Here is a 22,355-nt window from a genome sequence, read left to right on the forward strand (position 1 = left end):
AAAAGTCTATTAACTAAAAAAATAAGCTTATTTACTATACTATGTGAAATAAGCTTATTCTTCATGCAATTAATTGGTACGGACAGGAGTTATGATGTAGTTGTAATTTTCGTCATTGATTGGTCGCACGCTGGCTGGGCTTAAAGGTGTATTAAGTGAAAATTGAAGTTCGGTCGATCCAATATTTTTTAGAATATCAGTTACGTATTTTGCATTAAAGGCAATGGTTATTTCCGTACCTTCGGTCGATACAGGGATGCTTTCATAGGCCTTACCAACATCAGGGTTATTGGACGTAATAATGACTTCATTAGAGTTGAATTGGAATTTTATTACATTATATTCGCCATCTTTAGCCATTAATGAAACACGTTCAACTGCGTCCATAAAAAGAGCTGTGTTAATTAGTACTGTTGTCCCGAATTCGGGTGGGATGACCCGGTTATAATCCGGATATTGCCCTTCGATTACACGTGACTCAAGATAAACGTCTTCAAAATTAAAAGATACTTTGTTCTTTTCCCAGCAAATTAATACATCGACCGGAAGTTCGGAAGTCAGCAGCCTGGCTAATTCGTTTAATACTTTCGAGGGAATAATAATTTTGCTGTTGTTACCAGTAGTACTATTTTCGGTTGCGCTCTTTTTCAAGGCTAAGCGATGTGTGTTTGTTGCTACCATCCTGATGTCATTTTCGGTCAACTCCAATAGGGCACCGGTAAATATTGGTCGGCTTTCTTCGGTTGCACAAGCAAATACAGTTCTTTTGATTAAATCCCGTAAAACATTATCTTTGATGACAAATGTATTAATGCTGCTCATTTTATCACTTAGCGGCTTTAGTACCGGAAATTCTTCAGCAGGCAGAGTCAGTAGATTAAATTGTGATGTGCCTGCTGTAATTTTTATTGTCCGGTCTTCATTCGAAGAGCTAATTTCAACGGTTTCGCCGGGAAGGCGTTTGACAAGTTCCTGAAAATAACGGCCTGATAATACAATTTTTCCGGGAATTTCTACTTGTGCGTCAATTGAGCAGCTTATGCCGATTTCATAGTCCGTTGCTTGTAATTGCAGTTTACCGTTTTCTGCAGATATATAGATACCTGAGAGAATAGCCAGTGCTGCCTTAGTTGATACTGCTTTTTGGACAATTTGCACTGCATGGTTTAGTTTATCTTTTGCACAGGTAATTTTCATAGAAAAAGCCTCCTTGCAATTGTAATGTTAGACAAAGATTTTAAAATTAAACGGTAATATTATTATTATTTAATGCATATAGTAATAAATAGCCGTAATAGTAGTAGGCGCTGTTGATATGTTGATAAATATGTCGAACGCAGACGAAACACAGCTAACGCCTGTTGGTAATATGTCGATAAGTATATAGCGAGTTATCAACATATTCACAGAAAAATCGTTGATTAAAGTTATTAACATTTTGTGTACAAGTAATTCGACAGGTTATTAACATAGTTATACACTTAAGACTCAATCCGTTTAATAAGTTCTTTAATCGTATTATTTAGTTTGGCATCCGAGTTTCTTTCTTTGCTGATTTTGTCGTGAGCATGAATTACGGTTGTATGATCCCGGCCGCCAAATATTTCACCGATTTTTGGTAAGGATGTTTCGGTTAGTTCGCGGCAGAGATACATGGCAATTTGTCTGGGAAAAGCAACATTACGAGTACGTTTTTTGGCCGATAAATCTTCTAATTTAATTTTAAAATGACCAGCTACGATTTCTTGAATGAGATCGGTGGTGATTTGTTTTGGCCGGCCATTCGGGAAGATATCTTTGAGTGCTTCCGTGGCTAAATCAATATCAATTGGCTGATTATTGAGGGATGCATAGGCAATTACCCGAATCAGTGCGCCCTCAAGTTCACGAATATTGTTTTCAATACGGCTGGCTATATAAACAATAACTTCATTAGGAACGTTGAGGTTTTCCATCATGGCTTTTTTTCGCAGGACAGCAATACGTGTTTCTAAATCAGGAGGTTGAATATCGGTAATAAGGCCCCATTCAAAGCGAGAGCGCAACCGGTCCTCCAAGGTTTGAATTTCCCGCGGCGGCCGGTCACTGGAAATGATTATCTGCTTGTTGGCATCATGCAATGTATTGAAAGTGTGGAAAAATTCTTCCTGGGTATGTTCTTTTTTCGATAAAAACTGTATGTCATCAACCAGGAGAACATCTATGCTACGATAACGCTGGCGGAAACTCTCCGGATTGCCGCTAATAATTGAATTGATAAGTTCATTTGTGAATTTTTCACTTGATATATAAACAACCTTTATGTTGGGATTATTTTCTCTAATACGGTGACCAATGGCATGCATGAGGTGAGTTTTTCCCAAACCGACGCCGCCATAAATGAAAAAAGGATTGTATACTTGAGCTGGTGCTTCCGATACCGCTAAAGAAGCGGCATGCGCCAACCTGTTGGAATTGCCGATAACAAATGTGGAAAAAACGTATTTGGGGTTTAAATTACATTCTTCCGGTGCCGCTGGTGCTGGAGTGGTGATGGGTTGTACAGGATGTTTTTCTTGTTTCTCTCTAAAATTATTGGTTTGGGGAATTATTTCTGCGGCAGCGGTGTCTGCTGAGAGAGAAGCGGCAGCTTCGGGAATATCGCCGATATCGTCAAGAATTTTTAGGTAATCAGCATTATTTATCGCGTCATTAGGTATATTTTTATCAGCTATTTCCGGAGGAGCAGGTTCAGCATCCAATTTTTCCACATTTGTAGCAGGTGAAGCTTCGGTTGCTGCTTGCTTTTCTATCGCCAGCAGCGAGGTTTCTTCGACACCCTCCATATCGATATCCATATTAATGAAAATAATATCGAAATCTTTATTAGCGGCAGCTTTTAAGGCAGCTTTGATAACAGGTACATAGCGGCTTTCTAGCCACTCTTTCACAAATTGTTTAGGCGTGCCGATTTCAATAATATTTCCCTTAATTGAAAGAGGCATTGTTGATTTGATCCATGTTTCAAAAAGTGGTTTGATGAACGCTTTTTTCATATGTATCAAAGCCTGCTGCCAAATGCTTGCCATATAAGCAGTGTCCGCGCTCATAATGTTGTTCAGTCCTTTCTTTTTTTTATGTTTTCCACAAAATATCATAATAATTAACATAAGTTATCCACAAACATATCAACAACTGTTAATAACTTTTATTCAGATAGTCTTTAAGGCGAAAAAAAAATGCATCGGCGGTACATAATATTCCCGCGAGCGTGTAATGCCGGTCTATGAATTCTTGTGGATAAACCTGTGAATAAGTATAATTTTTTGGGGATAAGTATAAAAATAAGGGTATAACACAAAGTTATTCAGAGGTCTGTTGATAACTAGGTATTTTTATATTAACAAATCATCTGACAGTTATCAACAAGATATTTTCGTCAATAGCAAAAAAGGTAGTAAAATATCCACAGATCAAATTATTTGTTATTGGCTGAATTCTTGACATGAAGGCTTATGCTAGTCTATAATTTAGACTAGTGAAATTTTGTAGATTTCAAAGGTTTCCTTTTTTATATAAGGAGGTGTAAGAATGAAACGTACTTATCAGCCTAATACGTTGTGGAAAAAAAGAACCCATGGTTTTCGTGAGCGTATGTCGTCAAAAGGCGGTCGCCTTGTTATAAAGAGAAGACGCGCTAGAGGTAGAAAAAAATTGTCAGCATAGTAGGCCGCTTTCGTGGCCTATTTTTTCCATTGAGTAAAAATTTTTAGGAAACCGGATGATTGATATGGTCAAAAGGTTTGTTCTGCCTAAAGTAGGCAGGCTTTGCCAAAATAAAAGTTTTCAGGCTGTTTATCGGTCGGGCAAATCATATGCCAATAAATATTTGGTATTATATGTTTTGCCTAATCGATCGGCCAATCGTCGTATTGGATTTGCTGCCGGTAAACGTTTAGGCACAGCCGTTGTACGCAACCGGCTGAAACGGCTGTTAAGGGAAGCTTATCGTCACCAGCAGGAAAAGCTCGTTACCGGTGTTGATCTTGTGGTTGTCGGCCGGCAGCCACTGGTTAATGCAGGAATTGACCAGGTAGTAAAAGCATTTTTGGAGCTTTGTGCCAAAGCAAAGATACTGGTGGAAAAAACATGAAACGAATGATAACCTTATTTATTATTGGCGGTATCAAGTTTTATCGTTTGTTTATATCTCCCTTGAAGCCGCCTAGTTGCCGGTTTGTGCCTACCTGTTCGGAGTATGCACTAATGGCTATTGAAAAATATGGGGTTTGTCGGGGGTTGGTTATGGCTGTGAAGCGCATCTTGCGCTGTCATCCGTTCCATCCTGGCGGATATGATCCTGTTTAAATAAACATCCAATGATTTGCAGGAGGGAAATTTTTTGGATTTTTTGAGCAACATTATGCAGGGCGCATTGAATTTCTTTTATAATTTGACAGCGGGGATGGGGATTGCCAATTATGGTGTTGCTATCATTCTGCTCACCATTGCGATTAAGGCCTTAATGTATCCGCTGACTGTTAAGCAAGTCAAATCTATGAAAGCAATGCAGGATATTCAGCCCAAAATGAAGGAAATCCAGACAAAATATAAGGGGAATCCGGAAAAGCTGAATAAGGAATTGGCAACCTTATATAAAGAGGCAGGCGTAAATCCGTTAGCCGGCTGTTTGCCTTTAATTGTACAAATGCCGTTTTTGATTGCCATTTTCTATGCTATACGTGATTATCATTATGTACAGTCACCGAGCTTTTTGTGGATGACAGATCTGGCGCAGCCTGATCCTACATATATTTTGCCGGTACTATCAGCTCTCACTACTTATATTCAGCAAAAGCAAACCACTGCTGAAATGAATCAGCAGACTAAAATGATGATGATTTTTATGCCCCTGTTTATTGGTTATATTAGCTTAAGCTTCCCGGGCGGTTTGGTGCTGTACTGGGTAGTAAGCAATATATTCCAAATTATTCAACAGTGGTTTATGTACCGCAATAATTCTTCAGTTGCTCGTGAGGAGGCACGCTAAGAATGAATGGTAAGCTTAATACGATTGAAAAGACAGGAAAAACCATTGATGAGGCAATTGAGCTGGCGCTTGCTGAACTTGGAGTAACCCGCGATCGCATTGATTATGAGATCTTGGAAGTTCCCAGTAAAGGTTTGTTCGGGTTTATCGGTTCTAAGCTTGCCAAAGTAAAAGTAACTGTTCGTGCTGTAGATCCGGTGGAAGAAGCCAAACAATTCTTGACAAAAGTATTCAAAGCAATGAATATTACGGTTTCTATGGAAAAAATGACCCATGATGAGCATGTGGTAATTAATCTCCGGGGAGAAGATCTGGGTGTATTGATTGGAAAGCACGGGCAAACATTGGATGCTCTTCAGTATCTGACTAATTTGGCAGCTAACCGTGACGTCGAGGAGCGTAGCCGGATTGTTCTCGATGTGGAAGATTATCGTAAAAGACGTGCAGAAACGTTATCTCGTCTGGCAATGCGTCTGGCTGATAAGGTAAAGCGCCGGGGCGAAAGAGTGGTGCTTGAGCCTATGAGTCCGCAGGAACGTAAAATTATCCACATGACATTACAAAATGATCATAAGATCGTTACTTACAGTGAAGGTGACGAACCCTATCGCAAAGTAGTAATTGCTTTGAAAAAGTAGCAGCAAAAACAGCCGGGATGACCCGGCTGTAGTTTTTTAATCCAATCTTCCTAATATACTGACTGATAAACTAGTGCAACCATATTTTGATAATTTTTATGCGATAATGGTACGCTGGTAAGGTTGGCCGCATTTTGGGCAATAGGATGCCGGCGGGGCACAATCGATAAAGTCTTCCGATACTTGACTACATCCAGGGCAAAAGGTTTTCAGCTTAATTAGATAGCGTTCGGACGCCTTGGCTTGCGTAATTGCTTCTTTAAGCGGCACCAACACTTCGGGTGGCAGGGTAAACAGGTCATTTTGCTCGCCGGTGGTATCTTGATGATTTATTAGCAAACTTGTTTCATTTAATTCCGCTATTTCGTTTATTTGTCCATAAGGGATGATTAACCAGCGGCATTCCGGATCACCGGCGGGTTTATCAATAAAATATAGGGCATGGCTGGAAACAACCAAGGCACCATTTTCATCTAAAAAACTTGCCGGAACAATGCGATGAATCGCTTCACCAAGCCATAGATTGTCAGGAACATGGGTGAGCAATGATTGCAGTTCAGGACTTAAAGATGAATAATCCCGGTATTTTTTACTAACCGGTAGTGCAGGGGGGACACCATCTAATAGAATGGTAATGGCTGCTTGTTCAGACTTAAATGCTTTATAAATAGGAATAATATTGTTTACATTGCCTTTATAGATAATGACGGATGGGATATTGTCCAAAGCCATCTTTATGGCCAATCGTCCGCGTAATAGAGTGTTTTCCAGGCGTTGCCCCAGGTTTACGAGGCGGGAGCACCCTTTTAAAATAATACTGTAATATTGGTGTTCGCTGCTCATACAGACACCTCGCTTTCATCAATATTGTACAATGCCTGGTTGCCATTGGCAATAACAAGAAAAATTAAATTATCCTTGCTTTCTATTAATTATTAGGTATATGATAATTAAAGCTATGATAGGAATAAAAGCATAGGAGTGTTATTTTTGTTGGAAAGTATTGATCCCCAAATTATTGTTTTTTTACTTATTGCCGGTTTTATTGCTGCTTTTATTGATTCGGTAGTGGGAGGTGGCGGTTTAGTATCCTTGCCGGCGCTGTTGTTTACCGGTTTGCCCCCCAGTGTAGTGCTTGGTACAAATAAAATTGCCGGTACAATGTGCTCCATGACAAGTACGATATCTTTTTTACGTTCCGGGAAGATTGATTGCCGCTTAGTGGCCTGGTTATTTCCGTTATCTTTTATCGGTTCGGTACTGGGAGCTTATACAGTGCGAAATATCCCCCCCGAATTTCTGAAGCCGCTGGTTGTTATTTTGCTGGTAGTTGTCGCGGTGTATACCATGGTAAAGAAGGATTGGGGAGCTGAATCAAGATATGCCGGATTAACTGCTAAAACAAAGTTATTAATCGGTCTGGCTACGTTTACGATCGGTTTTTATGACGGATTTTTCGGTCCGGGTGCAGGCTCATTTTTTATTTTTTCTTTTTTACTGTTAGGGTTTGATTTTGTTGTCGCGGCGGGAAATGCCAAAGTTATGAATTTTGCCAGTAATATTGCCGCCGTAATAACATTTCTTTATCTTGATTCAGTAAATTTACAGTATGGGCTTATTATGGGGACAGCCATGATTGCTGGTGCTATTGCCGGATCACGGTTGGCAATAAAAAGTGGCACTGCTTATGTAAGGCCGCTTTTTATCGGGGTAACCAGTCTGCTGATCGGTAAACAATTATGGGATTTAGTAATGAAGTAAGAAGACTACCAAAAAGGTAGTCTTCTTACTTATAGAATCAGTTTATCCACAAGGTCAATTAGCTGAGTAATTTCCGGTTTGGACACTTGTCCGTTAGCACCGATTGATTCGCCTTTTAAACGCATTTCCTCATTAATGAGGGAAGAGAAGATAACAACAGGTAAATGCTTGAACTTTTCGTTGTCCTTGATGCGTTTTGTTAAGTGATGGCCATCCATTTGCGGCATTTCAATATCGGTGATTACCATTTGTATTTTACTTTCAATAGGTTTGCCGTCGGCGCCCAGTTGTTCAATCTTTTGCCAGGCGTCTTGTCCATTTTCCGCCAAGATAATATTCGGATAGCCGGCATTGTGGAGAGTTCCTAACAGAAGATCGCGCAGGAGGCGGGAGTCTTCCGCAACCAAAATTGTTTTGTTTTTGCGGATGTCCATAATATTGGCAGGCACAGATGCTATCTTATTAAATTTTTCATTCATCTCAGGATTAATTTCAGACACTATTTTTTCGAAGTCTAGCAGAACGACCATTTTTTCGGCCATTTTGATAATACCGACAACCATTTCCGAATTGGCGATATTAGGAGGAGGCTCCATCGCTGTCCAGGAAATGCGGTGGATACGCGAGACTTCATCCACAAGAAACGCTACATAATAGTTATTTAGTTCGCTTACAATTACCTTGGGTGAAGTAGTGGATGACTCAGCACCCAGGCAGCGAGGAAGATTGACTAACGGCATAACTCTGCCACGTAACGTAAATATACCATCAACCCAAGGATGTACATTGGGCATTTTGGTGACAGGCATGGGATTTATGACTTCTCTTACTTTAGCTACATTGATACCATAACTAACGGGACCAATCGAAAATTCCACTATTTCAAATTCATTAGTTCCGGTTTCAAGCAAAATCCCCTTTTTCTCAGACATGCCATCCCTTCTTTCTCATTTCAATATCCATAATGAATCAAATTACGCCGATAATTAGTATTTCTATGTTATGGTTCTTATACCTTCTATTCGTTTGCCTTTAGAATTAATTTTATGAGTATTTTTACTTTATTCGGAGGAATACTATATTGATTGTGTCCTGATGCAGGAACATGAAAAATGGTAGGGAATAATTATATATTTGTATATTTGCTTGTATTTTTAAGGAGTGAAAATGGTGATTGGGCTGACAAATGATGATACAATTAGCGCGATTGCTACGGCAGTCGGCGAAGGCGGCATTGGGATCATCCGGCTAAGTGGTGATAAGTCGATAAGCATTGCGGATAAAATTTTTGCAAGTAACGCCGGTAAGCGGGTCATCAATACTCCATCTCATAGAGTGTTATATGGTACCATCATAGATCCGGAAAATAACGAAACAGTTGATGAGGCGCTTATCCTTGTCATGCGTGCTCCAAGGTCGTACACTTGTGAGGATATTGTGGAAATCCATTGCCATGGCGGGCCGGTACCCTTACAACGGGTTCTAGCGATTACGCTCGGAGAAGGTGCAAGGCTGGCCGAACCGGGCGAGTTTACCAAGCGGGCTTTTTTGAATGGACGGTTGGATCTGGCACAGGCGGAAGCAGTTATTGATATTATCCGTTCTAAAACCGACGCTTCGCTTAAAGCAGCGGTTGGTAACTTATCAGGCCGGCTGTCGGAACAGGTAAAAGGGCTGCGCCATGCTGTTTTGCGGATGATTGCCCAATTGGAGGCCGCTATCGATTTTCCTGAAGAAGATATTGAGGAAGCGGCCGCAGCTGATGTTGCGGAATTGATTAAGCAGGCTGATTTACAGTTGGCGTCGCTACTGGCAACTGCGCAAACGGGACGGATTTTACGGGAAGGCTTGGCCACGGTTATTATTGGTAAACCCAATGTTGGTAAATCCAGTTTATTGAATGCCTTACTGAGGGAGAAACGGGCCATTGTTACCGATATTCCCGGGACCACTAGGGATATTATCGAAGAATATGTTAATATTCGTGGTATACCGCTAAAAATTATTGATACGGCCGGAATTCGCGAGACAGCCGATGTGGTGGAAAGAATTGGCGTAGAACGGGCGAAAGAACTGGTTGGACAGGCTGACCTTATTTTACTGTTATTGGATTCATCCACACCTCTGGCGACAGAAGATAAGTCGGTGTTAACCTTATTGTCCGGCAAACAGGCACTGGTGCTAATTAATAAGAGTGATTTGCCTGCCCGGCTGGAAGTGGCCGAGGTAGAAAAGTACACTGCTGGCCGGCAGGTGTTAAAAATATCAGTGACACAGGGAATGGGGCTGGAACAATTAGAGAAGGAAATTGTCAATATGGTATATAGTGGCCAAATAAACCAAGGTGAAGCTATGTTTGTCAATAATGTCCGCCATGCCAATGCCTTGCGGCAGGCACAGCAGAGGCTTGCTGACGCTTTGACCACGATTGAGGCCGGTATGCCAACCGATTGTATTGTCATTGATTTGCGGGCTGCCTGGGAAAAGCTTGGTGAAATAACCGGCGATACGGTAGGCGAAGATATTATTGATCAGATATTTACACAATTCTGTATCGGCAAGTGAAAGTAAAAGCAAGATAGATGAGGTGGAAATTTTGTTTCAAGCAGGTACATACGATGTGGTGGTGATTGGGGCCGGGCATGCCGGCTGTGAAGCTGCTCTGGCTGCAGCCCGGCTGGGGTGCCGGACACTACTTACCACACTTAATATGGATAATATTGCTATGATGCCGTGCAACCCGGCAGTTGGCGGGCCGGCTAAAGGCCATCTGGTACGAGAAATTGATGCGCTGGGCGGCGAGATGGGGGTTAATACAGATAAGACCTGTATACAAATGCGTATGCTGAATACCGGTAAGGGACCGGCTGTACATGCCCTTAGGGCACAGGCGGATAAGAAACTTTATCAGTTGGCGATGAAGCATACGCTGGAGACCCAGCCGAATTTGGCTGTCAAGCAGGCCTTAATTGACGATATTCTTGTGGAGAGCGGGCATGTTGCCGGCGTTGTAACCGAATTGGGGGAAATATACCGTACGACCTGTGTAATTATTGCTACCGGCACATATTTGCGGGGAAAAATTATACTGGGCGAAATCAATTATCCGGGTGGACCGGCAGGTCAACGGGCGGCGGATAAGCTCTCAGCGGCACTTAAAAGACTGGACATTTCCCTTATGCGGTTTAAGACCGGCACACCGGCGAGAGTGGATGCCAGAACCGTTGATACCGGTAAAATGACGATTCAGCCGGGTGATGATACGACTCATAATTTTTCGTTTATGAGTGATATTGCAACGCGGGAGCAGATTCCCTGCTGGCTGACGTATACCAATGAACGGACCCATGCTATTATCAGGGAGAACCTGCATCGTGCGCCTTTATATATGGGAATTATCGAAGGAACAGGTCCGCGTTATTGCCCGTCCATTGAGGATAAGGTGGTACGCTTTGCTGATAAACTGGCCCATCAGGTATTTGTTGAACCTGAGGGAGCCCATACTATGGAAATGTATATTCAGGGTATGTCCACAAGTCTGCCGGCTGATGTTCAGTTAGCTTTTTTACGGACTATTCCCGGATTGGAACGCGCTGAAATTATGCGTCCCGGTTATGCAATCGAATATGATTGTGTTGATCCTAAAGAATTGAAACCATCACTCGAAACCAAAAAAGTTAACGGTTTATTTTCGGCAGGTCAGTCGAATGGCACCTCCGGCTATGAAGAAGCCGCAGCCCAGGGATTAATGGCAGGTATAAATGCGGCTCTTTTAGTACAAGGCCGTCCGTCGTTTATTCTATCCCGTTCTGATGCGTATATCGGGGTATTGATTGATGACCTGGTGACAAAGGGGACCAGCGAGCCCTACCGGATTATGACTTCCCGGGCCGAATACCGTCTCATTTTGCGGCAGGATAATGCCGATCTCAGGCTAACGGAAAAGGGAAGAAAGATTGGCCTCGTGACGGATGAGCGTTATGCGCGATTTGTTGCCAAGCGGACGGCAATTGAGCAGACACTAGCCTGTTTAAAAAGTATGCAAATTACCCCCCTGCCTGAAATTCAGGAAAAAATGGCTTCTTTGGGTACGGCTGAACTGCGGACAGGCATTACTCTCTACGACCTGCTGCGGCGTACGGAAGTTAATTATGAGGCGATACGCCGGTATTTTGACCTGCCGGAGATTTCCCCTTTAGTTCGGGAACAAGTAGAAATTGCCATTAAGTATGAAGGCTATATTCAAAAACAGATTGAGCAAGTTGAGCGGTCGTCTAAACTGGAAGCTAAACACTTGCCGGAAGCTATCGATTATAGTCAAATTAGCGGGTTATCGCTGGAAGCGCGTCAGAAACTCAACAAAATTAAGCCGCTGTCAATTGGACAGGCTGCGCGTATCTCCGGCGTGTCTCCGGCTGATATTTCGATATTAATGGTGTATTTGGAACAACAGCGGAGCAGACAGGAGTAAACTATGGAAAAGTTTCAGGATATTTTGGCTAAGGCGGCTATGGATTATGGGCTTAGCCTGGGAGCGGAGCAATTGGCCGCGATGGCTGACTACTATCAGCTGTTGGTCATGTGGAATGAAAAAATGAATTTAACCGCTATTACCGAACCGTGTGAAGTAGCGGTTAAACATATGGTGGATTCGTTGTCCTGTTATCGGCAGGACCTGTTTACACCTGGTGTTAGCTTGGTTGATGTCGGAACAGGAGCCGGTTTTCCTGGTATTCCTCTTAAAATTTTTCAGCAGGATATAGAGCTCACTTTAATGGATTCCTTAAACAAACGGTTGAATTTTTTACGGGAAGTGGTGGCAACTCTTAATCTTAGCAAAGTGCAAACTGTTCATGCCCGGGCCGAGGAAGCCGGAAAAAACATACAATACCGGGAAACATACCAACTAGCGGTGTCACGGGCCGTTGCCAGACTTAATATTTTATGTGAACTTTGTCTGCCTTTTGTTAAAATTGGCGGTTGGTTTATAGCTTTGAAGGGGGCCCAATACGAAGAAGAATTGCGGGAGGCGGCGCATGCCATTGATTTGTTAGGTGCTAAAGTTGACAGCGTTATGCCAGTAATTTTACCGGGGTTAACGGACAAACGGGCTGTTATTTATATTAAAAAAATTGCCTCAACCCCGGCAAATTACCCACGCAAAGCGGGTACTCCGGAAAAAAAGCCGTTATGATTTAGAGGAAATTGCCATTATTTGCAGAATATAAAAGATAATATATCGCAGTCTTAATTGTTTTGTAGGTGGTGGAATCATGAGAAATTTGGCCAAGCTGTTTGGTATTGGAGAGGCTTCGCCAACTATTCCCGAAAATGTCCCGGAAAGTGCTCCTGTTGTTACGAATGAGCAAATTGATGCAGCGAATATTGCGCCTAGGCATACAGAAGAAAATAGTATCGATGTACAATCTGTCCAGAAAGTATCGCCTGAAAGCATTGTTCCCAACCCGTTTCAGCCGCGTAAAACGTTTAACGATGATTCATTGCAAGAGTTGGCTGCTTCCATCCGAGAGTTCGGGGTTATTCAACCGCTGTTAGTACGCCGCCAAGGAGAGACATATGAATTGATCGCCGGTGAGCGCCGTCTCAGAGCGTCGCGGTTAGCCGGTCTCGCCGAAGTTCCTGTTATTATTCGCGAGCTTGATGATAAAGAAATGGCTGAACTTGCCATGATCGAGAATTTGCAACGGGAAGATCTGCATTTTTTAGAGGAAGCAGAAGGCTATCAGCACTTAATTGCCAGCTTTAATTTTACGCAAGAGGAGTTGGCACGCCGTGTAGGGAAAAACCAGTCAACTATCGCCAATAAGTTACGATTGTTAAAGTTGGTGCCTGAAGTGCGCCAAGTTCTTGTAAGCGAGAATTTAACCGAGCGACATGCCCGTGCACTTTTAAAATTGGATGATTCCCGCAGGCAAATGGAAGTGCTTGAAGGGGTTAAGGCTAAAGGATTGAATGTTCGGGAAACGGAAGAGCTAATTGAGAACTATACGAACAATATTTCCCGGGAAAAACAGGCTGCTCCCCGGCAAACTGTCGTTAAAATTATTAAAGATGTACGCATTTTTATCAATACGATTAACAGTGTAATTACCCAGATGAAAAAGAGCGGGATGGATATTAAGGTTAAGCAGGATATTGAAGGCGATTATGTCAATATCAGTATTCAGGTAAAAAATAGTCGCAAATAGCAGAACCACAAAGGCACTATTCTTGTAATCCCATTAATAAGTAAGCGTGAAGGGCTTAAAAGGCGTAAAATCTGTAAAATAATTGCAGAATTTACGCCTTTTGGTATAATAGGGCTGACAGCGGTGTCGCTAGCGTTTTTGTTTTTGCGAGAATACAAATAGTTCGTCAGCTAGTGTCTGAATATAATTTTTTTGGTATAAACTGGCCAGCCATGATTCAGGTATATTGTCGGCCCCATAATAGGCACCGGCCAGTTGGCCGTAAACAGCCCCGGTAGTATCAGCATCATCACCGAGATTAACAGCCAGCAAGGCGCCTTCGGCAAAGTTGCTGCTGTGGTGAAAGGCCCATAATGCAGCCTCTAAGGAATCGACCACATAGCCTGTACCGCGAATGGCCGGCGGATTTTTTTCCTTGAATGATCCTGTCGCGATGGCGAAAATTTTTTTTGTCAGCGGTTTTTCCCAGCCCATGGAAAGCGGGGAATAGCAATCGGCAAGCAAGGTATCTTTTGGTCTGCCCTGCAGTGCGCCAATTATGAGCGCTGCCAAAAAGCGGCAGCCATTCACTGCTTCAAGAGCGGCATGCGTGGTGCGGGAACTATCGGCAGCGAAACAGATGGCAGCGGCTGGTTGTGTCGCATAAGCAAGAGCAATAGGTGCCAGCCGCATAATGGAGCCGTTACCGGCTGTGTGGGGGTGCTCAGAACCGGCGTAGAAATTTCCGGTTCTGCTATACGATTCTAGTGCTGCTCGCACTGTGTTGCCAATATCAATACAGTGTCCGGTACTGCTTAGATAACCTTCCTCATACCAGCGGACATAGCGGTTCATTTGATCGGCAGGATCAAAGCCCTGGCAATGGAGCAAACTGTTTGCCAGACATAAAGCCATGGATGTATCATCCGTCCATTGGCCTGGGGCGAGATTGTTGGCACCGCCGCCGGTAAGTCCGGTCAGAGGAGTAAAACTGCCTGGTCTTTTAAACTCCAGCGGCATGCCGAGCGTGTCACCGATAGCCAGTCCTAGCAGTGCCCCCCGGTAGCGATTCTGATTCATAACGCCCTCCTTGCGCTAAACTTTATTGGCAACCAGTTGTTTAGCGATGTTGACGGCAGTAACCCCATTGGCGGCATAGGCGTCAGCACCGGCCTGGCGGGAATAGGTTTCCGTCAGCACAGCTCCCCCGACAATGGTTTTACCTTTATAATTAGCGGCCTTAAGGGCGGCAATCGTATGATCGATCTGTGGCAGGGTCGTAGTCATCAGCGCACACAGTCCCACAATATGCGGCTGTTGTTCCAGGACCGTTTGCACTATGGTTTCTGCGGCAACATCTTTGCCCAGATCAATGACTGTAAAACCATTATTTTCGAGCAGTGCGGCGACGATGTTTTTTCCTAAATCGTGAATATCTCCCTTTACGGTGGCGAGAACTACTGTACCCAGGCTTTGTGTCTGGTGGGCGGGTAATACCTCTTTGATCGTATTAAAGGCAGTCCTCATGGTTTCAGCGGATAATAATACTTGCGGCAGGAAGCACTTACCCTGGCTGAAAGCTTGACCAACTTGATTCATAGCAGCGGTCAGGGCTTGTTCCGTGATAACCAGCGGAGTAAAATTTTCGGCTAGTGCTTGGCGTACCAGTGGTGCAACCCCGGTTGTCTCGCCGTTAACAACACTTTGACGAATTTGCGTTAAGATATTGTCAGCGGCGGCAGGGGCGATGGACGCTTTATCGTCCATATCCACATATTTTTTGCTGTAGGCGATAACTGACTCGGAGTTGCGGCCGCTTAAGGTAACCGCAGCGGCCCAAATATCCTGCATTAACGGATCAAAAGGATTAAGAATCGGGGCATCTAGGCCGGCATCCAAGGCCATAGCGCAAAATGCGGCATTCAGTAAATCGCGTCGTGGCAGGCCAAAAGAGACATTGCTAAGGCCCATGACAGTGGGGCAGCCAAGTTGTTCGCGATATAATTTGAAGGTTTGCAGAGTCTCAGCGGCAGCTTTGCTATCTGTGGCTACTGTCATAACAAGGGCGTCAAGCAGCAGGTCATGGCGTTCCAGGCCATGATCCAGCGCAGCGGCAACAAGGTGCTTTGCTACCGTAACCCGTTCGATTGCCGTTGTTGGTACCCCGTCATCGGCTATTGGTAGGCATAATACAGCGGCGCCGTATTTCTTGGCAAGCGGTAAAAAAGCTTCCAGACGTTCGGTTTCAGCCGTAATTGAGTTGATCAGTGCCCGACCGGGATAAGCCTTTAAGGCAGCCTCAAGAGTTGCCGGGTCTGTGGTGTCAATGGAAAGTGGTGCGTCGACCAGGCTGGACAGGTCTTCGACAGCTTGCTTCATGGCAGCGGGCTGATCTAGGCCGGGAACTCCCATATTTACATCCAGTATGGCAGCTCCCGCTGATAATTGTGCCAGGGCTTCTTTTTTTATTGTGTTGAAATTACCGGCCTTAATATTGGCCGCCAGTGCTTTACGGCCTGTAGGATTGATGCGTTCCCCGATAATGACAGGGGCAAACTGCGCACCAATTGTTACGGTACGCGTTCGGCTTGTCAAAGCGGTGAAAGGGCGAGTACGCTTTACCGTTACGGGCGGCAGCTGGTTGACCGCTTGGCGTATAGCCTGAATATGGGCAGGTGTCGTGCCGCAGCAGCCGCCGATATAAGTTGCCCCGGCAGCAGCAAGTTTGGGAACCCAGCCAGCCATTTCCTCGGCTGTCATGGGAAAAATCGTCTGACCGTCAATTAACCTGGGCATACCGGCATTTGGTTGCACGCTGATGGGGATAGAGCAATTCTGGGCTATCGCTTCAATTACCGGCAAGAGTTGCGCCGGGCCCAATGAACAGTTGGCGCCAATGATATCAGCTCCTAAAGATTCTAATGTGATGGCGGCGGTTCGTGGGTCGGTGCCTGTTACAGTGCGGCCGTCCGCATCGAAGGATAGCTGACAGATAATAGGGTGGCGCGTGGCCGCTTTAGCGGCCAGGAGGGCAGCCCGCATTTCCTGGATATCAATAATTGTCTCAATGATGATATAGTCAACACCGGCCTCATCAAGGGCTGAAATTTGTTCATAAAATACCTCATAGGCAGCATCAAAGGTAAGTTCACCTAAAGGGGCAATAAATTTACCGGTTGGGCCAACCGAGCCGGCTATTTTGGCCTGTGACCCGGCGGCTTTCCGGGCGGCGGCGGCGGCGGCCTGATTTAAGGCCGCTACTTTGTCTTCCAGATTATAATGTGATAGTTTTATGCGGTTAGCCCCAAAGCTGTTTGTTTCAATAATATTGGCACCTGCATCAATATACTGGCTATGGATGGCCGTAATTTTCTTGGGTTCTTCCATATTCCATAATTCAGGGCATTGGCCTGGCTTTAGGCCGGCTTGTTGCAACATGGTACCCATTGCTCCGTCAAAAACTTGAATCATCTACTATTTTGTCTCCTTTCGTGCCTGGCAGCCAGGCTGACCGCATATATTACTGGCCATTTCCTGCTGCTGCGGTAGGTTAATTGTATGGTGGTAAGGATATAGGCCAACAATAGCGGTAACAGATTTGCGCGGCACTAACATTTTTGTGTCTGTCACACTAAGGCCGATATCATCCCCGCCTGCAAGCTTAAGTATTTCAGGCTGTATATGGATTGACCAATCCCCATAGCCTGGGCTAAAACGGCTGCCGGCCGCTAAACCGGCGTGTGATGCCTGCTCCGCAATTATATGGCAAACAGCGTCGCATGCCGTTTCTACGGCAGTAGTCCCGGCTGCATCCAAGAGTAGTCCCAAGGTATATTTATTCTGTAAAAACAAATTAGATACTTCCTGCTCTAACGGCAGACCGATAGTTACTGCCATGACTGCCACTTCAACTGCCCCGGCCAAATGTTTAATAATACTGTCTGCGGTTAAGATAAGTGGATCGTTTGCTATTATGGTATGTAAGTCCTGGTCGTAGGCATATAGTTGCCAGATTCCCTTCGGCATTGCCAATAATTGGGCTTGTGTACAGGCTTCGGTGAGAAGAACGCTGGGAAATTCAGCCTTTTGTCTTAGTCCTGCGTAGCGTTTGGTTTCAACTGGGTCAACGATAGTTATCCGCGGATGATAAATTGGCATTTAGGAACCTCCTTAACAACGAGGTATTATAAGCATTATAGTATATTTTGCCGTGTTATTAAAGCGGCGAACGTCTGACTTAACAAATTATTAAAATCACGAATATAGTTATGTAAACATAATTATATTTTCTGTTTTTTTGGCAGGAAATCACATAGATATGTGGAATGAAAAGATGGAACTAATCTATTTTGAGGTGAAAAAAGTTTGGTTAAAGTGATTGCTATTGCCAATCAAAAGGGAGGAGTAGGCAAAACAACGACCGCGGTCAATCTCGCCGCTTGTTTGGCAGAGTTAGGTAAGAACGTTTTATTGATTGATATTGATCCACAGGGGAATTCGACGAGTGGATTGGGCTTTAATAAAGGAAGCATTCAGCGTTGTGTTTATGACGCACTGATTAATGATGTCCCGGTAGAATCAATCGTTGTTCAGACAGAGATTCCTAACCTTAAATTATTGCCGGCAACCATTCAGTTGGCAGGAGCGGAAATTGAGCTTGTATCGATGATGTCGCGCGAAGGAAAATTGAAGCGGGCTTTAGATAAAGCTAAATTCAGTTATGATTATGTACTGATTGATTGTCCGCCTTCACTCGGCTTGCTTACGATTAACTCTTTGACTGCGGCTAATTCCGTATTGGTACCGATTCAGTGTGAATTTTACGCGCTTGAGGGTTTGACACAACTTATGAATACAATTAGTTTGGTGCAAAAGAACCTTAATCCAGTACTTACATTGGAGGGAGTAGTGCTAACCATGTTTGATGCCCGTACTAATTTGTCTATTCAGGTTGTGGATGAAGTAAAGAACCATTTCCGTCATAAGGTTTACCAAACCATTATTCCCCGCAATGTCCGTTTGAGTGAGGCCCCTAGCCATGGACAGCCTGTTATTAAATATGATCCTAAATCGAAGGGAACCGAAGTATATTTTGATTTAGCACGAGAGGTGATTGGTGATGAGTAAACGTGGATTAGGAAGAGGTCTTGATGCCTTGTTTAATGCGCCTACTAATGGGCAAACTGCTGAAAGTAATGAACCTATTAAAGAAATTTCCCTGCAGGAGATAGTTCCTAACCAACATCAACCTCGCCGTGATTTTGATGAGGAAGCACTTGCCGAATTGGCGCAGTCAGTCAAACAGCATGGAATTATTCAGCCGGTGGTTGTCCGTAAGACTCTGACTGGCTATGAATTAGTTGCTGGGGAACGCCGCTGGCGCGCTTCACAAATGGCCGGATTAAAACAAATACCTGCCGTAATACGTGAATATACAGATGCTGAAATGATGGAAATAGCCCTTGTTGAAAATCTGCAGCGTCAAAATCTGAATGTTATTGAAGAGGCGGTTGCTTTTCGCCGCTTGATTGAAGAGTTTGGCTTAACGCAGGAAGAAGTATCGCAAAGAATTGGTCGCAGTCGGTCAATGATTGCTAATATCATTCGTCTTCTTAATCTTCAACCCGAAGTCCAGGAATTTGTTTCACGTGGAACAATGACAATGGGGCAGGCCAGGCCTTTATTGGCATTAGATTCCCCGGAAATGCAGTTAGAAGTCGCTAATCAAATCATTGAAGAAGATTTATCGGCTCGTGACGCTGAAGAATTGGTGCGTCGCCTGGTGGCCAAGCAGCCGGTGAAAAAGGCAGAAGCAAAGCCTAAAGAGGAAGAAGAAGATCAATTTTTTATGAATGAATTTGAAGATCGTTTGAAAGTAATTTTAGGAACACAGGTAAGAATAAAGCCAGGTAAATATAAAAGTAAAATTGAAATTGAGTATTATTCAAATGAAGATTTAGAACGTATCATGGAGATGTTGTCCAAACGCCAGGAAAATGTTAATTCGAAATTCCAGGGGCAATTGGTGGTTTAACTGGAAAATTGTTTCACGTGAAACATTATAAAGGATCTCCTGACAATAGAGGTGGATAAAAATGAGGATTGAAAAAGACTTGTTGGGCGAGCGGGAGGTCCCGGCAGACGTCTACTACGGCATCCACACTTTGCGCGCTCTAGAAAACTTCCCCCTATCCGGTTATAAAGTAGCTGCCGTTCTCGTCAAAGCCATCGCTTTAATTAAAAAATCAGCAGCAGAAGTAAATGCGGAACTTGGTTATTTGCCCAAAGAATTAGCCCAAGCAATAGGTACCGCAGCTAATGAGATAATGGACGGAAAGTGGCAAGATCAGTTTGTTGTGGACGCTTTGCAGGGAGGCGCAGGTACTTCAACAAATATGAATGTCAATGAGGTGCTGGCGAACCGTGCCATCGAAATTTTAGGAGGGTCACGAGGAGATTATCAGCTGGTGCACCCACTCAATCATGTAAATATGCATCAGTCAACAAATGATGTCTATCCGACGGCACTGCGAATCGCTGCTATTTGGCTGCTAAAACCGCTAAGTGATGAATGTGCGGCTTTGCAACAGGCGCTTCAGGATAAAGAGGCTGATTTTGCTGGAATAATAAAGGTTGGACGGACGGAAATGCAAGATGCTGTGCCTATTATGCTTGGACAGGAATTTAGTGCTTATGCCGGTGCAATTGCCCGTGACCGCTGGCGCCTTTATAAGGTCGAGGAACGCTTGCGGCAGGCGGCCCTTGGTGGAACAGCTATCGGCACAGGCTTAAATGCGGATAAAAAGTATATTTATATGGTCAATGACCGAGTACGGCAATATGCGGGAGTCGGTTTAGCCAGGGCCGAAAATATGATTGATGTCATTCAAAATGCGGATGTATTTGTAGAAGTATCCGGACTGTTAAAGGCTTTAGCAGTTAATCTTGGCAAAATAGCCCATGACTTGCGCCTTATGTCCTCAGGTCCTCGGGCAGGTTTGGGAGAAATCCGTTTACCCGAACGCCAAGCGGGATCTTCTATTATGCCGGGGAAAGTCAATCCAATTATTCCGGAAGCCGTTAATCAGGTTGCTTTTCATGTTATGGCTTCAGATATGGCAATTGCCATGGCCGCACAATCGGGACAGCTTGAATTGAACGCTTTTATGCCATTAATCGCTCATCATTTGTTAGAGAGTTTGTCGCTATTAACCAATGCGGTAAAAATTTTGCATGAATTCTGCATTCGCGGTGTAACTGCCAATTGTGAACAATGTACGGCTTTACTTAACAATAGCCAGGTAAGCGTTACGGCTTTGGTGCCTCATATCGGCTATGATTTGGCGTCACAGGTAGCGCGCAAAGCTATGGAGGAAAATACAACAGTGCGGGAAGCCGCAATTCGTTTGGCTGTATTGCCTGAGGAAAAAATAGATGCTGCCCTTGACCCTCGGGCAATGACTCATCCGGGGATTGCCGGTAAGCCCAAATAGGGAGGAATCGAGCATGCAAGAAACACCAAAAGGATCACGCCTGCATATTGCAATATTTGGGCGGCGCAATGCCGGTAAATCCAGTTTGATCAATGCCCTTACCAATCAAGACATAGCATTGGTTTCGAATGTTCCCGGAACAACGACCGACCCGGTATATAAAGCTATGGAGATACTGCCTATCGGACCGGTAATGGTTATTGATACCGCAGGTATTGATGATGTTGGCGATTTGGGAGCATTGCGGGTAGAACGGACAATGCAGGTATTAAATAAGACCGATTTGGCAGTCATTGTTATTGATCCTGAAGAAGGCATAACCAGTTTTGAAGAAGAATTGGTTAAAGAAATAAGAAAACGCAATCTGCCTATTGCCGGTGTAGTGAATAAAAGTGATACGAAAACCGTCTCACCGGCAGAACTAGCAACATGGAGGCAAATGCTTGCTTTGCCTTTATTGTTGATCAGTGCCAAAACCGGTCAAGGTATTGAAGAATTGAAACGTCAAATGATTAAACTGGCACCGGATGACTGGGAGGGGCCGCAATTAATTGGTGATTTGGTGTCGCCTGGTGATACGGTTGTTTTGGTTGTGCCGATTGATTTAGCTGCCCCGAAGGGAAGACTAATATTGCCACAGGTTCAGACGATCCGTGACTTGCTTGACAATGATGCCTGTGCGGTTGTAGTCAAGGAACGGGAATTAAAAGAGGCGCTTGATAGTCTGAAAAATCCGCCGCGCTTAGTCGTTACCGATTCTCAGGAATTTATGAAAGTAGGGGCAGATACGCCGTCGGAAGTCATGTTAACTTCTTTTTCGATCTTGATGGCACGCCATAAGGGAGACCTTGAAACCTTAGTAGCGGGAGCAAAGGCTATTGATGCTTTGCAACCAGGTGACAAAGTGCTAATAGCAGAAGGCTGCACCCACCATCGCCAGGCTGATGATATTGGAAAAGTAAAAATCCCGCGCTGGCTGAGACAGTCAGTAGGGGGTGAGCTGGATTTTGCATGGGTGTCAGGGGGAACTTTTCCGCCTGATTTAACAAAATATAAGCTGATCGTCCATTGTGGAGCCTGCATGCTTAATAGGCGCGAAATGTTGTATCGCCTGGCAATCGCCAGAGAAGCCGGAGTGCCGATCGTTAACTATGGCTTATTGATTGCGCAGATCCATGGAATTTTGTACCGGGCCCTTGCGCCTTTCCCGCTTGCGCAAATGATTCTTGAGGAATAAGGGGCGAAC

21 protein-coding genes are annotated in these 22,355 nt (G+C 44.2%); 14 read left to right on the plus strand and 7 right to left on the minus strand.

What is annotated here, in order from left to right; translation table 11 throughout:
• Nucleotides 1–69: 69 nt before the first annotated feature.
• Together dnaN and dnaA are read right to left on the minus strand one after the other, a co-directional pair.
• On the minus strand, nucleotides 70–1,197 hold the full coding sequence (dnaN, locus tag BLR65_RS14990; RefSeq protein WP_093795005.1) for a DNA polymerase III subunit beta: 1,128 nt from the start codon (nucleotides 1,195–1,197) through the stop codon (nucleotides 70–72).
• 284 nt (nucleotides 1,198–1,481) lie between these two features.
• Entirely contained in the window at nucleotides 1,482–3,149 is a 1,668-nt protein-coding gene (gene dnaA, locus BLR65_RS14995; protein ID WP_093795006.1) for a chromosomal replication initiator protein DnaA, read from the minus strand.
• Between the two features lie 421 nt (nucleotides 3,150–3,570).
• Here dnaA and rpmH point away from each other — a divergent pair, with 421 nt between their 5' ends.
• From rpmH to jag, 5 genes are all read left to right on the plus strand, one after another.
• The gene (rpmH, locus tag BLR65_RS15000) at nucleotides 3,571–3,705 is read left to right on the plus strand and encodes a 50S ribosomal protein L34 (RefSeq protein WP_093795007.1); all 135 of its coding nucleotides are present in this window, start codon (nucleotides 3,571–3,573) and stop codon (nucleotides 3,703–3,705) included.
• A 64-nt stretch (nucleotides 3,706–3,769) separates the two neighbouring features.
• Nucleotides 3,770–4,132 carry a ribonuclease P protein component gene (gene rnpA / locus BLR65_RS15005; protein ID WP_093795072.1) on the plus strand — a complete coding sequence of 121 codons (363 nt, stop codon included), beginning with the start codon at nucleotides 3,770–3,772 and terminating at the stop codon, nucleotides 4,130–4,132.
• A complete protein-coding gene (gene yidD / locus BLR65_RS15010) occupies nucleotides 4,129–4,347 on the plus strand; it encodes a membrane protein insertion efficiency factor YidD (RefSeq protein ID WP_093795008.1) in 219 nt (72 codons plus the stop codon). The genes rnpA and yidD overlap by 4 nt, the downstream gene beginning before the upstream one ends.
• Nucleotides 4,348–4,402: 55 nt before the next feature.
• Nucleotides 4,403–5,029: a YidC/Oxa1 family membrane protein insertase gene (locus tag BLR65_RS15015; protein WP_093795073.1), complete on the plus strand. Its 627-nt coding sequence runs from the start codon at nucleotides 4,403–4,405 to the stop codon at nucleotides 5,027–5,029.
• A 2-nt stretch (nucleotides 5,030–5,031) separates the two neighbouring features.
• The gene (jag, locus tag BLR65_RS15020; protein ID WP_093795009.1) at nucleotides 5,032–5,667 is read left to right on the plus strand and encodes an RNA-binding cell elongation regulator Jag/EloR; all 636 of its coding nucleotides are present in this window, start codon (nucleotides 5,032–5,034) and stop codon (nucleotides 5,665–5,667) included.
• Between the two features lie 96 nt (nucleotides 5,668–5,763).
• Here the strand turns inward: jag and BLR65_RS15025 are convergent, their stop codons facing one another.
• The gene (locus BLR65_RS15025) at nucleotides 5,764–6,510 is read right to left on the minus strand and encodes a hypothetical protein (protein ID WP_093795010.1); all 747 of its coding nucleotides are present in this window, start codon (nucleotides 6,508–6,510) and stop codon (nucleotides 5,764–5,766) included.
• A gap of 150 nt (nucleotides 6,511–6,660) precedes the next feature.
• Here BLR65_RS15025 and BLR65_RS15030 point away from each other — a divergent pair, with 150 nt between their 5' ends.
• Nucleotides 6,661–7,428, plus strand: a complete 768-nt coding sequence (locus tag BLR65_RS15030) for a sulfite exporter TauE/SafE family protein (protein WP_093795074.1) — start codon at nucleotides 6,661–6,663, stop codon at nucleotides 7,426–7,428.
• 29 nt (nucleotides 7,429–7,457) lie between these two features.
• Here the strand turns inward: BLR65_RS15030 and BLR65_RS15035 are convergent, their stop codons facing one another.
• Nucleotides 7,458–8,360: a chemotaxis protein gene (locus BLR65_RS15035; protein WP_093795011.1), complete on the minus strand. Its 903-nt coding sequence runs from the start codon at nucleotides 8,358–8,360 to the stop codon at nucleotides 7,458–7,460.
• A gap of 247 nt (nucleotides 8,361–8,607) precedes the next feature.
• Here BLR65_RS15035 and mnmE point away from each other — a divergent pair, with 247 nt between their 5' ends.
• The 4 genes from mnmE to noc all read left to right on the plus strand — a co-directional run bounded on the left by mnmE (nucleotide 8,608) and on the right by noc (nucleotide 13,637).
• Nucleotides 8,608–9,993 carry a tRNA uridine-5-carboxymethylaminomethyl(34) synthesis GTPase MnmE gene (mnmE, locus tag BLR65_RS15040; RefSeq protein ID WP_093795075.1) on the plus strand — a complete coding sequence of 462 codons (1,386 nt, stop codon included), beginning with the start codon at nucleotides 8,608–8,610 and terminating at the stop codon, nucleotides 9,991–9,993.
• Between the two features lie 31 nt (nucleotides 9,994–10,024).
• Complete coding sequence (gene mnmG / locus BLR65_RS15045) at nucleotides 10,025–11,899, plus strand: tRNA uridine-5-carboxymethylaminomethyl(34) synthesis enzyme MnmG (protein WP_093795076.1); 1,875 nt, start codon at nucleotides 10,025–10,027, stop codon at nucleotides 11,897–11,899.
• Nucleotides 11,900–11,902: 3 nt separating this feature from the next.
• On the plus strand, nucleotides 11,903–12,622 hold the full coding sequence (gene rsmG / locus BLR65_RS15050; protein ID WP_093795012.1) for a 16S rRNA (guanine(527)-N(7))-methyltransferase RsmG: 720 nt from the start codon (nucleotides 11,903–11,905) through the stop codon (nucleotides 12,620–12,622).
• Between the two features lie 79 nt (nucleotides 12,623–12,701).
• Complete coding sequence (gene noc, locus BLR65_RS15055; RefSeq protein ID WP_093795013.1) at nucleotides 12,702–13,637, plus strand: nucleoid occlusion protein; 936 nt, start codon at nucleotides 12,702–12,704, stop codon at nucleotides 13,635–13,637.
• Between the two features lie 129 nt (nucleotides 13,638–13,766).
• Here noc and BLR65_RS15060 read toward each other — a convergent pair whose 3' ends face one another.
• Genes BLR65_RS15060 through BLR65_RS15070 form a run of 3 tightly spaced genes read right to left on the minus strand, consistent with a single transcriptional unit; the run spans nucleotide 13,767 to nucleotide 17,774 of the window.
• The gene (locus BLR65_RS15060; protein WP_093795014.1) at nucleotides 13,767–14,696 is read right to left on the minus strand and encodes an ADP-ribosylglycohydrolase family protein; all 930 of its coding nucleotides are present in this window, start codon (nucleotides 14,694–14,696) and stop codon (nucleotides 13,767–13,769) included.
• A gap of 15 nt (nucleotides 14,697–14,711) precedes the next feature.
• Entirely contained in the window at nucleotides 14,712–17,087 is a 2,376-nt protein-coding gene (locus tag BLR65_RS15065) for a homocysteine S-methyltransferase family protein (protein WP_093795015.1), read from the minus strand.
• Nucleotides 17,088–17,090: 3 nt separating this feature from the next.
• The gene (locus tag BLR65_RS15070; protein ID WP_093795016.1) at nucleotides 17,091–17,774 is read right to left on the minus strand and encodes a hypothetical protein; all 684 of its coding nucleotides are present in this window, start codon (nucleotides 17,772–17,774) and stop codon (nucleotides 17,091–17,093) included.
• Between the two features lie 207 nt (nucleotides 17,775–17,981).
• Between BLR65_RS15070 and BLR65_RS15075 the strand changes: the two genes are divergently transcribed.
• The 4 genes from BLR65_RS15075 (at nucleotide 17,982) to hydF (ending at nucleotide 22,346) form a co-directional block, all read left to right on the plus strand.
• Nucleotides 17,982–18,743 (plus strand): ParA family protein, encoded by a 762-nt coding sequence (locus BLR65_RS15075; RefSeq protein ID WP_093795017.1) that lies wholly within the window; start codon nucleotides 17,982–17,984, stop codon nucleotides 18,741–18,743.
• Nucleotides 18,736–19,650 carry a ParB/RepB/Spo0J family partition protein gene (locus tag BLR65_RS15080; protein WP_093795018.1) on the plus strand — a complete coding sequence of 305 codons (915 nt, stop codon included), beginning with the start codon at nucleotides 18,736–18,738 and terminating at the stop codon, nucleotides 19,648–19,650. Before BLR65_RS15075 ends, BLR65_RS15080 begins: the two co-directional genes overlap by 8 nt.
• A 61-nt stretch (nucleotides 19,651–19,711) precedes the next feature.
• A complete protein-coding gene (locus tag BLR65_RS15085) occupies nucleotides 19,712–21,109 on the plus strand; it encodes an aspartate ammonia-lyase (protein WP_093795019.1) in 1,398 nt (465 codons plus the stop codon).
• Between the two features lie 13 nt (nucleotides 21,110–21,122).
• The gene (gene hydF, locus BLR65_RS15090) at nucleotides 21,123–22,346 is read left to right on the plus strand and encodes a [FeFe] hydrogenase H-cluster maturation GTPase HydF (RefSeq protein WP_093795020.1); all 1,224 of its coding nucleotides are present in this window, start codon (nucleotides 21,123–21,125) and stop codon (nucleotides 22,344–22,346) included.
• Nucleotides 22,347–22,355 lie beyond the last annotated feature (9 nt).

The sequence above is a fragment of the Sporomusa acidovorans genome, from assembly GCF_900101845.1.
Taxonomy (GTDB): Bacteria; Bacillota; Negativicutes; order Sporomusales; family Sporomusaceae; genus Sporomusa; species Sporomusa acidovorans.